The 15,068-nt window shown below is 50.3% G+C and carries 13 protein-coding genes; 4 read left to right on the forward strand and 9 right to left on the reverse strand.

All coding sequences use genetic code 11. The features are described 5' to 3' along the window. Positions 1 to 6: 6 nt before the first annotated feature. Entirely contained in the window at positions 7 to 1,242 is a 1,236-nt protein-coding gene (gene allC / locus HBM92_RS17730) for an allantoate deiminase (protein ID WP_001298347.1), read from the forward strand. A 10-nt stretch (positions 1,243 to 1,252) separates the two neighbouring features. Beyond that, the gene (allE, locus tag HBM92_RS17735) at positions 1,253 to 2,038 is read left to right on the forward strand and encodes a (S)-ureidoglycine aminohydrolase (protein WP_000540994.1); all 786 of its coding nucleotides are present in this window, start codon (positions 1,253 to 1,255) and stop codon (positions 2,036 to 2,038) included. A 128-nt stretch (positions 2,039 to 2,166) separates the two neighbouring features. On the opposite strand, the gene glxK is transcribed toward allE, so the two are convergent. The 9 genes from glxK to allA all read right to left on the reverse strand — a co-directional run bounded on the left by glxK (position 2,167) and on the right by allA (position 12,749). Next, positions 2,167 to 3,312 (reverse strand): glycerate 3-kinase, encoded by a 1,146-nt coding sequence (gene glxK, locus HBM92_RS17740; RefSeq protein ID WP_001304820.1) that lies wholly within the window; start codon positions 3,310 to 3,312, stop codon positions 2,167 to 2,169. 21 nt (positions 3,313 to 3,333) lie between these two features. Next, the gene (locus HBM92_RS17745) at positions 3,334 to 4,635 is read right to left on the reverse strand and encodes a uracil/xanthine transporter (RefSeq protein ID WP_001298336.1); all 1,302 of its coding nucleotides are present in this window, start codon (positions 4,633 to 4,635) and stop codon (positions 3,334 to 3,336) included. A 55-nt stretch (positions 4,636 to 4,690) separates the two neighbouring features. Beyond that, positions 4,691 to 6,052 carry an allantoinase AllB gene (gene allB / locus HBM92_RS17750; protein ID WP_000006873.1) on the reverse strand — a complete coding sequence of 454 codons (1,362 nt, stop codon included), beginning with the start codon at positions 6,050 to 6,052 and terminating at the stop codon, positions 4,691 to 4,693. 59 nt (positions 6,053 to 6,111) lie between these two features. After that, positions 6,112 to 7,566 (reverse strand): allantoin transporter, encoded by a 1,455-nt coding sequence (locus HBM92_RS17755; RefSeq protein WP_000401115.1) that lies wholly within the window; start codon positions 7,564 to 7,566, stop codon positions 6,112 to 6,114. 169 nt (positions 7,567 to 7,735) lie between these two features. Further along, entirely contained in the window at positions 7,736 to 8,614 is an 879-nt protein-coding gene (gene glxR, locus HBM92_RS17760) for a 2-hydroxy-3-oxopropionate reductase (RefSeq protein ID WP_000765831.1), read from the reverse strand. A 99-nt stretch (positions 8,615 to 8,713) separates the two neighbouring features. Then, a complete protein-coding gene (hyi, locus tag HBM92_RS17765) occupies positions 8,714 to 9,490 on the reverse strand; it encodes a hydroxypyruvate isomerase (protein ID WP_000943566.1) in 777 nt (258 codons plus the stop codon). Between the two features lie 12 nt (positions 9,491 to 9,502). Next, positions 9,503 to 11,284: a glyoxylate carboligase gene (gene gcl / locus HBM92_RS17770; RefSeq protein WP_001304821.1), complete on the reverse strand. Its 1,782-nt coding sequence runs from the start codon at positions 11,282 to 11,284 to the stop codon at positions 9,503 to 9,505. An 89-nt stretch (positions 11,285 to 11,373) separates the two neighbouring features. Next, the gene (gene allR / locus HBM92_RS17775) at positions 11,374 to 12,189 is read right to left on the reverse strand and encodes an HTH-type transcriptional repressor AllR (protein ID WP_000141275.1); all 816 of its coding nucleotides are present in this window, start codon (positions 12,187 to 12,189) and stop codon (positions 11,374 to 11,376) included. Positions 12,190 to 12,266: 77 nt separating this feature from the next. Next, positions 12,267 to 12,749 carry an ureidoglycolate lyase gene (allA, locus tag HBM92_RS17780; protein ID WP_000776370.1) on the reverse strand — a complete coding sequence of 161 codons (483 nt, stop codon included), beginning with the start codon at positions 12,747 to 12,749 and terminating at the stop codon, positions 12,267 to 12,269. Positions 12,750 to 12,978: 229 nt separating this feature from the next. Here allA and allS point away from each other — a divergent pair, with 229 nt between their 5' ends. Together allS and mnmH are read left to right on the forward strand one after the other, a co-directional pair. Then, positions 12,979 to 13,905, forward strand: coding sequence for an HTH-type transcriptional activator AllS (gene allS, locus HBM92_RS17785; RefSeq protein ID WP_000460119.1), 927 nt, complete (start codon positions 12,979 to 12,981; stop codon positions 13,903 to 13,905). Positions 13,906 to 13,973: 68 nt separating this feature from the next. After that, entirely contained in the window at positions 13,974 to 15,068 is a 1,095-nt protein-coding gene (mnmH, locus tag HBM92_RS17790; protein WP_001157949.1) for a tRNA 2-selenouridine(34) synthase MnmH, read from the forward strand.

Below are 15,068 nucleotides of genomic sequence, written 5' to 3' on the forward strand. Positions count from 1 at the left end.
TTTCTTATGATTACACATTTCCGTCAAGCTATAGAAGAAACGCTGCCCTGGCTTTCCTCTTTTGGCGCTGACCCAGCGGGTGGGATGACCCGTTTACTTTATTCGCCGGAATGGCTGGAAACCCAGCAGCAGTTTAAAAAAAGAATGGTAGCAAGCGGGCTGGAAACACGTTTCGATGAAGTGGGGAATTTATACGGTCGCCTGAGTGGCACCGAATATCCACAGGAAGTGGTTCTGAGCGGTTCGCATATCGATACCGTGGTTAACGGCGGTAACCTCGACGGGCAATTCGGTGCGCTGGCGGCGTGGCTGGCTATTGACTGGCTGAAAACGCAATACGGCGCGCCGTTACGTACGGTCGAAGTGGTGGCGATGGCAGAAGAAGAAGGCAGCCGCTTCCCGTATGTTTTCTGGGGCAGTAAAAATATTTTTGGGCTGGCGAATCCTGACGACGTGCGGAATATCTGTGATGCCAAAGGAAATAGTTTTGTCGATGCGATGAAGGCTTGCGGATTTACTCTGCCGAACGCCCCACTAACTCCGCGTCAGGATATTAAAGCCTTTGTCGAACTGCATATCGAACAGGGCTGTGTGCTGGAAAGTAATGGGCAATCAATTGGCGTGGTGAATGCAATTGTCGGGCAGCGTCGTTATACGGTGACGCTGAATGGCGAATCAAACCATGCAGGCACCACGCCGATGGGTTATCGTCGTGATACGGTTTACGCTTTCAGTCGCATTTGCCATCAGTCTGTCGAAAAAGCGAAAAAGATGGGCGACCCGCTGGTTCTGACCTTTGGCAAAGTAGAGCCGCGCCCGAATACGGTGAATGTAGTGCCGGGTAAAACCACGTTCACCATTGATTGTCGTCATACCGACGCTACCGTGCTGCGCGATTTCACCCAACAGTTAGAAAACGACATGCGGGCGATTTGCGATGAAATGGATATTGGTATTGATATCGATTTATGGATGGACGAAGAACCCGTGCCGATGAATAAGGAGCTGGTCGCCACCCTGACAGAATTGTGTGAAAGCGAAAAACTGAATTACCGGGTGATGCACAGTGGTGCCGGGCACGACGCGCAAATTTTCGCGCCTCGCGTGCCGACCTGCATGATTTTCATTCCCAGCATCAACGGGATCAGCCATAACCCGGCGGAACGCACCAATATTACCGACCTTGCCGAAGGGGTCAAAACGTTGGCACTCATGCTTTATCAACTTGCCTGGCAGAAATAAGGAGTTATAAATGGGATATTTAAATAACGTCACCGGTTACCGCGAAGATTTACTGGCTAACCGTGCGATTGTTAAACACGGTAATTTCGCACTGTTAACACCAGACGGTCTGGTAAAAAATATTATTCCGGGCTTTGAAAATTGTGACGCGACAATCCTCTCCACGCCAAAGCTGGGTGCCTCTTTTGTTGATTATCTGGTCACACTGCATCAAAACGGCGGCAACCAACAGGGCTTCGGTGGCGAAGGCATTGAAACGTTCCTGTATGTGATCTCTGGAAATATCACTGCCAAAGCCGAAGGGAAAACATTTGCCTTAAGCGAAGGTGGCTATCTTTATTGCCCGCCAGGCTCCTTAATGACGTTTGTTAACGCCCAGGCCGAAGACAGCCAAATCTTTTTATATAAGCGTCGCTATATTCCGGTAGAAGGTCATGCGCCGTGGCTGGTTTCTGGCAATGCCAGCGAACTGGAACGCATTCATTATGAAGGCATGGACGATGTTATTCTGCTGGATTTTCTGCCCAAAGAGTTAGGTTTTGATATGAACATGCATATCCTCTCTTTTGCGCCAGGTGCCAGCCATGGTTATATCGAAACACACGTTCAGGAACACGGTGCCTATATTCTTTCCGGTCAGGGGGTTTATAACCTCGACAATAACTGGATCCCGGTGAAAAAAGGCGATTACATCTTTATGGGCGCTTATTCCTTACAGGCCGGTTATGGCGTGGGGCGTGGTGAAGCGTTCAGCTATATTTACTCGAAAGATTGCAACCGCGACGTAGAGATTTAAGTCATACCACTCGCCTGATTATTTTTAGCTATGTTGGATTTTGCCACGGTTTATTCCGTGGCTTTTTTTGTAGTCAATTCAGGTAAAAAAAGATGCGATATAAATCGCATCCGCTTTAAAGGTAATAGTCAGTTTTTAATTCCCTGACCTATTTTAATGGCGCAGGCAATATTTCGCGCACTGTTGAAGAGATTGGTTTCACCGCTGGCGAGCACTTCGGCTAAAGGTGCCAGACGTGGCAAAATGCTGAATACCGCATCAATGCCGTACTGGTGCACCACTTCCACGCCATCACCCAATACGCCAGCAATCCCAATCACCGGGACATTAAACTGCTTCGCCACCGACGCCACGCCCAGCGGCGCTTTACCGCCTGCCGTTTGCGAGTCGATGCGCCCTTCCCCGGTGATCACCAGTGCTGCACCCTGCACCGCCTGCGCCAGATTGACCGCATTCAACACAATCTCAATACCCGGTTTAATATCCGCATTGAGGAATACCGTCGCCGCAATGCCCATACCGCCCGCAGCGCCGCCGCCCGCCATCTGGCAGACATTAATTTCAGTTTGCTGTTGTAAAACACGGGCGTAATTTTGCAGCCCCTGTTCCAGTTCTTCGACCATTTCCGGCGTTGCCCCTTTTTGCGGACCAAACACCGCCGCCGCGCCGCGTGCCCCTACCAGCGGGTTATCAACATCACATGCTACTTCAATATGGCAGTTCGCCAGACGCGGATCGCATTCATCCATCTCAATGCTTGCCACGCGCGCTAAATTGCCGCCGTTAGCCGCCAGCACCTGACCGTCAGCATCAAGGAAACGCACACCGAGCGCCTGCGCCATGCCCATACCGCCGTCGACCGTCGCACTGCCGCCAATGCCGAGAATAATATGGCGAATGCCGTTATCCAGCGCATGACGAATCAGCTCTCCGGTGCCAAAACTTGACGCCAGCAACGGATTACGCTTTTCAGGCGCGACCAGCATCAGGCCGCTTGCCGCCGCCATCTCAATCACCGCCGTTTTCCCGTCGCCGGTAAGGCCATAAAAAGCATTCACTGTTTCGCCCATCGGCCCGCAGACTTCAAGCGTCACGATGTTGCCGCCCGTCGCGGCGACCATCGCATCCACCGTCCCTTCGCCGCCATCCGCTATCGGCAAACAGATATAGTGCGCATCGGGAAATATGGTCGAAAACCCGGCTTTAATTGCCTGACAACATTTTTCTGCACTTAAACTCTCTTTAAAAGAGTCTGGCGCAATGACAATCTTCATTATCAATCCTTTTTCAACAAATTATTCGATGCGTTCCCACGGAATAAGATTATCCATAAGAACAGCCAGTAAAATTCCGACCAGTAAGCCGTTACTGAGCAGAGGACGAAGCGTTAATGGAAGGTCTTGCAGATACACAGGCGGTAATGCCATTAAAAATATGCCGACAAATAACGGCAATGCGAGTCGATAAATATTGCGAGCGGTAAACGTTATTTGCTGGCTAAACACCAGCGCGGAAAAGAGTAAAGGCAGATAAGAAACCAGCATGACCGCGCTACTCACGGGTAAAGGGATACTGCAAAACAGTCGCGTGAGTGCCGGAACCAGTGCCACCAGCAGGCAAATAACGCTGCCATAAATAAACGAACGCCGCGTGTAATCGCCAGTCTGGGTTAATAAACCAATGGATGAAACAAACGGTGAAAATGGAATTACTGCCAGCGGCACGGTTATCAGTGTCATAAATCCGGTCGCCACAAAGCTGCGACGATAACGCGTATTCCCCGCGCCCTGCTGCGGATAAAAAACATCCGTGCCCCGAATCGCACCGTAGGTATTGCTGATATTTACCAGACCTGTAATCACCGCCGTCAGAATAATCCCCGGCGACAAAGCACCGCCACTGCCGAGCGGGAACCACTGCCAGTGCAACTCACCGGAGAGCGAATGCGAAGAAGGAAAGCAAAAGTACCACAACAACCAGCCGGTTATTGTACCGACCAGCAGGCCGTAACGGGCAAAACGTTGTGGCAGGAAAATAATCATCGCCAGTACCAGGCACATCACCGCCACCGAGAGCGCGAACGGCGGTAATTGAATTTTAAAATTCGGGTCGGCTATGCCAAACGGCAGCCCGAGCATACCTTTGAAAAAGATAGTGGTCAGTTGCGCACCCAGCATCAACATAAACAAGACCATCACAGACGGCGTAAATAACCGTGCCAGGCGATGGCCTAATCCGCTAAAACCAATCAACATCGTCAGCACGCCGGAGAGCGCAATCCCCACCGCCAGACTGGTAGCGATATCGTTGATCGGTGTCCCGCGCGATGCTTCGCCAAGGGTGATAGTCAGGATGGTTCCCCACCACAGGCCGCCCGGCCCCTCCATAATAGCGCGACGATGACCGCAGAACGCCTGAGCGAAGCAGGCCAGTGCGGTAGCAAGAAAAGCATATTGCGTGAGCGTAAGCAGGCTACTTTGCGGCAACTGAAAAGCAGAAAGTAGCGTAGGAGGAACCACAACCGTGTTGCAAAAAATAAAGAAAAACCACTGAAATCCTGATAACAGGCTTTCGCGGCCCACAGCAAAATTGAACATAAACACACCTTAACCGGAGAATGCCCGCCACAAGGACGGGCATTGCAGGGCCAGATTACTGCTGATGTTTAAGGATAAATTGACCTTTCGGCGCAACAGGGAAGCCCTGTTCGATATCGTAAATCACATCACCACGTAAGATGGTTTTCGTGATACGCGCGCCAATAGTACGGCCAACATACGGGCTGACTTTGTGGCGATATTCCAGATCGTCATTGGTAAGAACATAGCTGCTATTCGGCTGAATGAAGACGAAGTCGGCATCTTTTCCTGGAGCGATACGGCCTTTTTGCTGCAGACCGAAAATATCTGCTGCGTTAGTCGCCATTAATTTGCCGAACATTGGCAGAGACATTCCGCGTTTCTGTACCGCTTCATCGAACATCACGTCCATGCAGCTTTGCAGACCAGCGATACCGCCCCACGCTTTCATGATGTTACCGGCTTTCATTTCCGGCGGGCATGGAGAGTGGTCGGAAACCAGGCAGTCTATTTCACCGTTAAACAGTTTTTCCCACATGCCTTTCTGGTTTTCCAGATCGCGGATCGGCGGTGAACACTTCGCCAGAGTACCGATTTCTTCGAACTGATCGGTATCCAACACAAAGTAATGCGGGCAGGATTCACAAGTAACATCCTGACCTTCCTGACGTGCACGAGTCACTTCCTCAACACCTTCCGGGCTGCTGACGTGGCAAACGTGCAGACGGCAACCAGCGACTTTCGCCAGGTACAGTACGCGGCGAATCGCTTCCACTTCGGTAAATACCGGACGCGAAGCCACATAGTCATGGGCAGTTACGCGACCTTCACGCTTCGCTTCTTCGCCCAGTGCGTCACAGATCAGCGCGTTTTCGCAGTGCACCAGCACCGGCTGGCCTAGTTCACCCAGCTTCTGCGCGCCTTTGAAGAATTGCCAGTCATTGACGTCACGGAAGTCGTTGTCGATACCGCGATCGCCACAGGTCGCAACGAAGCATTTGAAACCGACAACACCCACTTCATCCAACTCATGCAGACGGTCAATGTTGTAAGACACCAGGCCACCGAGTTGTGCCGCATCGATAGTCAGCTTTCCTTTAGCGGCATCGAACTTCAGTTCAATTGAGGCGCGGTCAACCGTTGCAGGCAGCTGGTTGAGCGGCATTTCGATCATGGTGGTGATACCACCTTTTGCTGCTGCGCGAGTACCGGTTTCATAACCTTCCCAGTGGCTGCGACCCGGTTCAGAAATATGGGTGTGCGCATCAACCATGCCCGGCGAAACCACCAGACCAGACGCATCCATAACGTCTTTTGCATCGCCCAGATCCTGGCCGATAGCAGCAATTTTTCCGTCTTTAACGGCGATATCTACAACGCGAGCTTCGTTTTCTAAAATAACGGTGCCGTTTTTAATGATTAAATCAAAAGACATAACAAACTCCTTGTAAAATACAGATTGGTTTTTAACTCAATGTTCAATATCGTGATTAATTAACCTATGGTTTTTTGTTCTCCTGTTTTTTCTGCTGTTGTACGTTTCTTTAATAAGGCGTAGGCCGCAAAGGCGACGATGACGCCGACAAACCATGAAACACGTGATAACGGTTCCATAAAGGGAATAAACTTACCGCCAAGAGATAAAATAACGGCCACCAGAGTTACTGAAAACGCGGTGAGGTTAAAACCGTTATCGTAATATTTATAATCGCCAGGTGCGGTGTACAGTTCATCAAGATTAATTTGCCCACGCATCACCACAAAATAATGCGCCATCATCACACCAATTACCGGACCAAGCATTCCGCCGATAATATCGAGGAACAGATAAATACTGTCCTGATTTTCCATTAATTTCCACGGGCAGATCAGCAGGCTGATAATACTGGCAATCAGTACGCCGTTTTTATAGGTCAGTTTCGTCGGTGCAATGGCGGCAATCTGATAACCAGCCGGAATAATATTACCGGTGGCGTTAGTAGAGATAGTCGTCATCAGAATAACCAGTACCGCAAAGAACGAGGCGAACAGGCTGTCCCAACGCTGAACAATATCCAGCACGTTCCAGGTGTCAGCGCCGTAATGAATACTGGCTCCGGCAATAATACATACCCCGGCGACCGCAAACAGAATATAGGCCACAACTAAACCCAGCGTTTGCCCCAGCGCCTGCTCACGAAACGAGTGGGCGTTTTGCGTAAAGTCGGATGCGCTCACCGCCGGTGCCGCCCAGACCGCAACCACCGCGTTTATCACCACCAGAAACAGGAAGCCACTGTTTTCTGCTTTCTGAATACCGCCCGGAATGTAGTCAAAGATTGGACCGATCCCGACCAGCGAAATCGCCCAAATCGCCATACCGCCGAAAACGATATAGATGCACGGGTTAAGAATGGCAGTGAATTTATTTAAAACTTTTCCGCCGCCAAAACCAATACCAACGTTAACCAGCCAGAAGAGTAAAAAAGTAATTAATCCCGGTAGAGAAAGGCCTAACAGCGTGAAATCGCCACCGAGAGTCAAAAATCCCGGCCAGATTTTGCCAATCAGAATCAAGCAGGCCAGTGACCCCGCGTAACATTGCAGGCCAAACCACATAATGGCAGCAATACCGCCTCTTAATAATCCGGGAAACAGTGCACCACGTACGCCGTAAGAAGCACGCAGGATCATGGCAAACGGTACGCCGTATTTACTGCCCGCAGCACCGTTTAATACCATTACCGCGGCAATGAAAAAGGCACTGAGGATAATTGCCAGCATAATACTAAAGGTAGACAAGCCGAGAATAAAAAAGCCGCCAACCATCACATAATTGGGAACGTTATGAACCGAACCCATCCATAAGGTAAAATAGTTAAATGTTTTCCAGGTCCGCTGACTTTGCGTTTTCGGCAGTAGATCTTCGCTATAGCCGCGTTGCTGGAATAGTTTTCTCTGATGTTCCATAAATCCCTCTTAATTTCACGTATCGAATAACGTTGTTTTAATCTAGCTATGAGGAACAAATAAAATAAAAATATTATTTTTAATACTGAAGCAACATCTTTGGCTGCTTTCTTTTTTTAATATTGCTGGCCGATTCATTTTCTGATATCGGCCATTTTTATTGCGGGTATCAGGCCAGTTTATGGTTAGCCATTAATTCCAGCGCCTGCACTAATGCAGAGTGATCCAACTGGCTGCCACCGTTTGCCGCACAGGTATTAAACAATTCCTGGCAGGTCGCGGTGTTTGGCAGGTTCAGCGCCAGTGCTTTCGCACTTTGCAGTGCCAGGTTGAGATCTTTCTGGTGCAGCGCAATTTTGAAACCTGGATTAAAGGTGCGTTTAATCATGCGCTCACCGTGAACTTCCAGAATACGTGAGGAAGCAAAGCCGCCCATCAGCGCCTGGCGCACACGTACCGGGTCCGCACCGGCTTTTGAAGCAAACAACAAGGCTTCAGAAACCGCTTCAATATTGAGCGCCACGATAATCTGATTTGCCACTTTGCAGGTTTGACCGTCGCCGTTACCGCCCACGAGAGTGATATTTTTACCGAGCAGTTCAAACAGCGGTTTTACACGTTCAAATACTGCTTCATCACCGCCAACCATAATCGATAACGTCCCTTCACGCGCGCCGATTTCACCGCCGGAGACTGGCGCATCGAGATAATCGCCGCCCAGTTCATTCACCTGACGAGCGAAACGTTTAGTTTCAATCGGGGAAATGGAGCTCATATCAACAATGGTTTTGCCCTTCAGCGAGACTTTGGTACAACCATTTTCACCAAACAGAACGTCTTCAACCTGTGGCGTATCCGGCACCATAATAAAAATGATGTCCGATGCATCTGTTACCTGGCGCGCAGTTTCAACACTAACGGCGCCCAGTGACAGTAATTCATCAGCAACCGGACCAATGGTTGTGACATGCAGTTGATGACCGGCACGCGCCAGATTAATGGCCATCGGTGTACCCATAATGCCTAAGCCAATAAATCCCAGTTTCATAATTAACCTCTTTTAAATTTCGCTTTTCCTGAATTCAGACAACACGATCCCCTGCCAACTTAGCGGCCTAAAAAAGCATTGTCTGAATAGCGTTACGTTTTAACGGTACGGATCCATCCAGCGTAAACCGGCTTCCGTGGTGGTTTGGGGTTTATATTCACAGCCAACCCAACCGTTGTAGTCAGAATTTTCAATTACCGTAAAGAGATATTCGTAATTAATTTCTCCGGTTCCCGGTTCGCCGCGATGCGGATTATCAGCAATTTGCAGGTGACCAATTTTATCGGCCCACTGAGTCATGGTATTAGTTAATTCACCTTCCATCCGCTGCATGTGATAAATGTCATACTGAATTTTCAAATTGCAGCAACCAACATCGTCAATCAGTTTCAGTGCCTGCCGGGTTCCGGTGAGATGGAAACCAGGAATATCAAAATGGTTAATAGGTTCAATCAGTAATAAAATATCTTCTTTCATCAGCATATTCGCGGCATAACGCAGGTTTTCTACAAGCGTTGTGTGAATCTGTTCACTGCTGAAACCAGTCGGCGTTTTACCGACCAGACAGTTAATTTTTTTATTACCCAGAGCACGAGCATAACGAATCGCTGCTGCTACGCCATCCCGAAACTCTTCTTCACGGCCAGGAATACAGGCAATACCCCGCTCGCCCGCCGCCCAGTCACCCGCTGGTAAATTGTGCAGCGTATGCTCGAGTTTATTACTCGCCAGCACCTGTTTTAATTCTTCAATGTCGTAGTCATAAGGGAACATAAATTCAACGCCGCGAAAACCACACTGCGCAGCTTTCTCAAAACGGGCGAGAAAATCATATTCACCAAATAACATCGATAAATTAGCAGAGAAACGTAACATTATTTATCTCCCTTATTCATAGTGCATGAAACAGGTTTCAGTCGGTGCATCCGCTGCGTTATCGGCGATATCTTCAAATTCCATGACGTTATCCAGTTCACTGCCCATCGAAATATTAGTCACACGCTCGAGAATAACTTCCACGACTACCGGTACCCGATATTGCGCCATTAAGACTTTTGCCTGTTCAAAGGCTGGTGCAATATCTTCCGGTTTGAAAACGCGAATAGCTTTACAACCTAAACCTTCCGCTACTTTTACGTGGTCGACGCCATAACCGTTCACTTCGCTGGAGTTAATATTTTCGAACGCGAGCTGTACGCAGTAATCCATATCAAAGGCACGTTGCGACTGGCGAATCAGACCCAGATAGGCGTTATTGACCAGTACATGGATGTACGGAATGTTGAACTGTGCGCCAACGGCTAATTCTTCAATCAGGAACTGGAAGTCGAAGTCACCGGAAATCGCCACCACATTGCGCTCTGGATCAGCGGCACAAACCCCCAGCGCCGCCGGAATCGTCCAGCCCAGCGGGCCTGCCTGCCCACAGTTGATCCAGTGGCGGTCTTTAAAGACATGCAGCATTTGTGCCGCAGCGATTTGTGACAGGCCAATGGTGGTGACATAACAAACATCGCGGCCAAAGGCTTTGTTCATCTCTTCATACACGCGCTGCGGTTTCACCGGCACGTTGTCGAAGTGGGTTTTGCGCAGCAAAGTGCGTTTGCGCTGCTGGCAGTCGGCGACCCACTCTTTACGACACGGCAGACGACCGGCTTTTTGCATCTCCTGCGCCACTTCAACCAGCAGCGTCAGCGCCGCTTTAGCATCAGAGACAATGCCAAGATCCGGACACAGTACGCGGCCAATTTGCGTCGGCTCAATATCGATATGAACGATTTTGCGCCCTTCAGTGTATTTCTCTACCGAACCGGTATGACGGTTAGCAAAACGGTTACCGATACCAAACACCATGTCGGACGCCAGCAACGTTGCATTACCGTAACGATGCGCGGTTTGCAGGCCCACCATCCCGGCCATCAGTTCATGATCGTCCGGGATACAGCCCCAGCCCATCAGCGTTGGGATCACCGGAATGCTGGTCAGTTCAGCAAACTGTTGTAACAGTGCAGCTGCGTCAGCATTGATTACCCCGCCTCCGGCAACAATCACCGGACGTTCGGCCTGGATTAACATTTCTACAGCTTTTTCGATCTGCATACGGCTGGCAGCAGGTTTGTAGACCGGCAGCGGTTCATACATATCAGGATCAAACTCGATTTCCGCAACCTGTACGTCGAACGGTAAATCCACCAGTACCGGACCCGGGCGACCAGAACGCATCAGGTGAAACGCCTGTTGCAGCACACGAGGCACCAGCGCCGCTTCACGAACTGTAACCGCCATTTTGCTGACCGGTTTAGCAATTGCTTCAATATCAACGGCCTGGAAATCTTCTTTATGCAGACGGGCGCGCGGAGCCTGGCCGGTAATACACAGAATAGGAATGGAATCAGCAGAAGCGGAATAGAGCGCGGTGATCATGTCCGTGCCCGCAGGACCGGAAGTCCCCAGACATACGCCGATATTCCCTGCCGTTGCGCGGGTATAACCTTCCGCCATGTGCGAAGCACCTTCCACATGACGCGCCAGAATGTGACGAATACCGCCGTGCTTACGCATCGCTGAGTAGAACGGATTGATTGCAGCTCCCGGAACACCGAAGGCGGTGGTGATACCTTCTTTCTCCAGCACATACATTGCCGCGTCAACGGCTCTCATTTTTGCCATTTTATTCCTACCTCTATTAATTGGAAAAATTTTCCAACTCTCAAATTTTGTCAAAAAAACCCGCTCCGCAGAGCGGGATACGACAGACACTATGGATGTGCTTTCAGTCCCAACGCCGTGCTGATATCGCGGGCGGTGTCTCTGACCAGCTCACCCTGGCTGACAAAACGATCTTCTGTCAGTCTTGATGAAGGCCCGGAGATGGAGATAGCGGCAACAACACTACCTACATCATCGTAAATTGCTGAAGCTATGCAATTCAGGCCGACAACATGCTCTTCTTTATCTACGGTATAGCCCAGTTCACGCGCTTGTTCCAGGTCCTTCAGCAAGGTGGGCATATCCACAAGCGTCGTTGGCGTAAACTGCTGCAAACCGGTTTGCAGAATGATGCTCATCAACTCTTCTTCCGCCAGCGGATAAAGCAGCGCCTTGCCCGCTCCGGAAGCATGCAGCGGCAGACGACTGCCCAGCGGCGCACACATCCTGACCATCGATTTACACTCTAACTGACCAATTAATACCGCTTCATTGCCGTTACGGATCGCGACATTGACCGTTTCGCCGGAAAGTAACATCAGGCGGCGCATAAACGGCCCGGCGACGGAGAGTACATCGCGGTTATGGATGTACGCTGCACCGACGTTAAAGACACCTAATCCTATATGCCACCAGCCTAACTGACTGTCCTGATAGACAAAATCCGCTGCCTGTAAAACCTTCAGCAAGCGAAAGGTCGTGGAGAGCGGCAAATCCAGATTGAGAGAGATATCGCTAACCGACGAACTTCCCCCACTTTTTTCCAGATATTGCAGAATCGCAATTCCCCGCTCTAACGCCTGTGCACCCTTCTGTGCCACAGGCTCCGCCTGTCCTGGCCTGCCGCGCCGTCTAACTTCCGTCATACCTACGTTAACTCCGACCTACAAATGAGCATAAACAATGAACAATTCGTTTATCTTATGCAAGTCGGTTGCAGGCGTCACGCAAAACAGAGTTCCTGTTCAGGAATACTTTCAACATCACAGTTGTCACTGCCGCCGCGATCGATGGTCAGAAAATCGGTGACGCGCTGCCAGGCGAAAAGTGGGTGATGCCAGACGTTACGATGGTAATTCACTCCCTGTTCGCCGTTGGTAATAAACGCCCGCAGGGTTGACAGGTCTGGTTTGTCGTCACCTAACGCCACGACTACCACAAACACTTCACCTTTCATCGGGATAAAGGCCTGAGTGCCCAACGGATGACGTTCGAGTTCGTGAATGGTCAGCGGCAGATTCGCCGGTTGCGCGCGGTTAATGCTGATAAGCGTACGGTCTTGCTCAAGAATCTCAACCAGCGCTAAATCGTGATAGCGCTCCACCAGGCCATTGTTAATATGGAAAAAATCCCGTTTCTGCGTTTCGATTACGTCGCCATAAGCACAGAAGGCTTCCTGACTTAACGGTAATACCTGAAGTTTCATCTTTTTGTCCTTGTAACATAATTCCGTTCAACCACCGCCGACCGGTCAGCTTGGTTTCAATAACAGGCAATCTAAAACCTTAAGAGAACAACATCAACACAAAAGTTGGAATATTTTTCCAAAACTAGATTTAGTCCACAAATTGAACAGGGTTATCATGTAAAAATACTGATAAATCAGAGGATAAGAAAATCACGCAACTTGCGGATTTAAAAGGGGATACCTGAAGATGTTCGATCCAGAAACCTTGCGGACTTTCATTGCGGTTGCTGAAACAGGAAGTTTTTCAAAAGCGGCAGAACGATTATGTAAAACCACGGCGACGATCAGTTATCGCATTAAACTTCTGGAAGAGAATACCGGAGTGGCGCTGTTTTTCCGCACGACTCGCAGCGTGACGTTGACGGCGGCTGGCGAGCATCTACTTTGTCAGGCCAGAGACTGGCTGAGCTGGCTGGAAAGTATGCCCAGCGAGTTACAACAGGTGAATGATGGCGTGGAACGCCAGGTGAATATCGTCATCAACAACCTGCTCTATAACCCTCAGGCCGTTGCCAGGCTGCTGGCGTGGCTAAATGAACGTTACCCGTTTACCCAATTTCACATCTCCCGACAAATCTATATGGGCGTCTGGGACTCGCTATTGTACGAAGGTTTTTCACTGGCTATCGGCGTCACGGGAACCGAGGCGCTGGCAAATACCTTTAGTCTTGATCCCTTAGGATCGGTGCAATGGCGCTTTGTCATGGCGGCGGATCATCCGCTGGCGAACGTTGAAGAGCCGCTAACAGAAGCACAGTTGCGGCGCTTTCCGGCGGTCAATATTGAAGACAGCGCCCGCACCTTAACCAAACGCGTCGCCTGGCGATTGCCGGGGCAAAAAGAGATTATTGTTCCCGATATGGAAACGAAAATCGCCGCCCATCTGGCGGGCGTGGGCATTGGTTTTTTGCCAAAATCACTTTGCCAGTCAATGCTCGATAATCAACAACTGGTCAGCCGGGTAATCCCAACGATGCGCCCTCCTTCGCCATTGAGTCTGGCATGGCGCAAATTTGGCAGCGGCAAAGCGGTAGAAGATATTGTGACCTTGTTTACCCAGCGCAGGCCGGAAATCAGCGGATTTTTAGAAATTTTCGGCAACCCACGCAGTTAAAAATCAAGTTTCCTTGCGCGTTGGCGCGTAAAATAGCGCGCAAGCTGATTTGAGGTTCACTTTTTACTATGCAAGAGAGACACACGGAACAGGACTATCGTGCCCTGCTGATTGCTGATACGCCCATTATTGATGTTCGCGCCCCCATCGAGTTTGAGCAAGGCGCAATGCCCGCCGCTATCAACCTGCCGTTAATGAATAACGATGAACGCGCCGCCGTTGGCATCTGCTATAAACAGCAAGGGTCAGACGCGGCGCTGGCACTGGGGCATAAACTGGTGGCGGGTGAAATTCGTCAGCAGCGCATGGACGCCTGGCGGGCAGCGTGCCTGCAAAATCCGCACGGTATTCTCTGCTGCGCCCGTGGCGGTCAACGCTCGCATATTGTGCAACGCTGGCTGCATGACGCGGGGATTGATTATCCGCTGGTGGAAGGCGGTTATAAGGCACTGCGCCAGACCGCGATTCAGGCAACCATTGAACTGGCACAAAAACCGATAGTGCTGATTGGCGGTTGTACCGGCAGCGGCAAAACGCTGTTAGTACAACAACAGCCGAACGGTGTTGATCTGGAAGGGCTGGCGCGCCATCGCGGTTCTGCTTTTGGTCGCACGTTACAACCACAACTTAGCCAGGCGAGTTTTGAAAACATGCTGGCTGCCGAAATGCTAAAAACCGACGCCCATCAGGATTTGCGCCTGTGGGTGCTGGAAGATGAAAGCCGGATGATCGGTTCGAATCACCTGCCGGAATGTCTGCGCGAACGAATGACTCAGGCGACGATTGCGGTGGTAGAAGATCCGTTTGAGATCCGTCTTGAACGCCTGAACGAAGAGTATTTCTTGCGTATGCATCATGATTTTACCCACGCTTATGGCGACGAACAGGGCTGGCAGGAGTATTGCGAATACCTGCATCACGGGCTTTCGGCGATTAAACGTCGGCTGGGACTACAACGCTATAACGAACTGGCTGCAAGGCTGGATGCGGCGCTGACAACGCAACTCACCACCGGCAGCACCGACGGTCATCTGGCCTGGCTGGTGCCGTTACTTGAAGAATATTACGACCCGATGTATCGCTATCAGCTTGAGAAAAAAGCGGAAAAAGTTGTCTTTCGCGGTGAGTGGGCGGAAGTGGCGGAATGGGTTAAGGCGCAGTGA

This window comes from Escherichia sp. E.sYA108 (assembly GCF_011754335.1).
Classification (GTDB): Bacteria; Pseudomonadota; Gammaproteobacteria; order Enterobacterales; family Enterobacteriaceae; genus Escherichia; species Escherichia coli.